The organism is Bradyrhizobium hipponense, assembly GCF_008123965.1.
GTDB lineage: Bacteria > Pseudomonadota > Alphaproteobacteria > Rhizobiales > Xanthobacteraceae > Bradyrhizobium > Bradyrhizobium hipponense.
The window spans coordinates 1-737 of record NZ_VSTH01000289.1 but is presented as its reverse complement, the minus strand read 5'-3'; the positions used below and the strand labels follow the sequence as shown (position 1 = coordinate 737).

Genomic DNA, 737 nt, shown 5'->3' with positions numbered 1-737 from the left:
CTCAGGCCTGCCTTGGCGACACCATTCCCGGCCGTTGTTCTTGAAATTGCCTACCAATTCCTTCTTCTTCGTGTCGACCGATATGACCGGTTCGTTCGCCGCCAGGAACGTCGTGGCCTGCGTGTTGATGTATTGAAACTGCGCGTCGCGATCGATGTGCTGGCCGCATTCTCGTGTCTTGCTGTTCGCTTGCAGGCTGTAGCCCATGCCGCGCAGAAGCTCGCTGACAACCGTTGGGCAAACCTTATGACCCTCCTTCGCCAGCTCGGTCACGAGGTTACGCAGGCTGCGGGTCGTCCACAACAATGGCTGCATCGGATCGCCCCGCGTCACCGGTTCGACCAGGCGCTTGAGATCGGCCGCGAGGGTTGGATCCCGGGACGACTTCTTCTTGTGCCCGCCGCCCGCCTTACGGACACGTCCAGCCGGAACCGCCACGTTGTCGCGAATGTCAGAAAGTCCGTGATAAATCGTCGACCGCGCCAATCCGCTGATGCCGGACATCAAGCTGACCCCGCCGTGTCCCAGCGCTTTCGCCTCCAGGGCGACAAAGCGCCGGAGGCTCTGTTCATTCAGAACAGGGGCCATCTCCCGATAGCGCTTCCGCGCGGCGCGCGCCTGAGCGGCTCGAATCATCCCACGACGCTACGTCGCGCGACTCATCATTGGGAATCCCGCGCAAAAAATCCTCGCGATCTCTGGCAATTATGACGCAGTTGTTTATGGACGGGCCCTTA

At 60.8% G+C, this 737-nt stretch carries 1 protein-coding gene; it reads right to left on the bottom strand.

Annotated features, from left to right (window positions below; translation table 11 throughout):
• On the bottom strand, positions 1–588 hold a 588-nt coding region (locus tag FXV83_RS41985), incomplete at its 3' end, for an ISAzo13 family transposase (RefSeq protein WP_210250810.1).
• Positions 589–737: the final 149 nt, after the last annotated feature.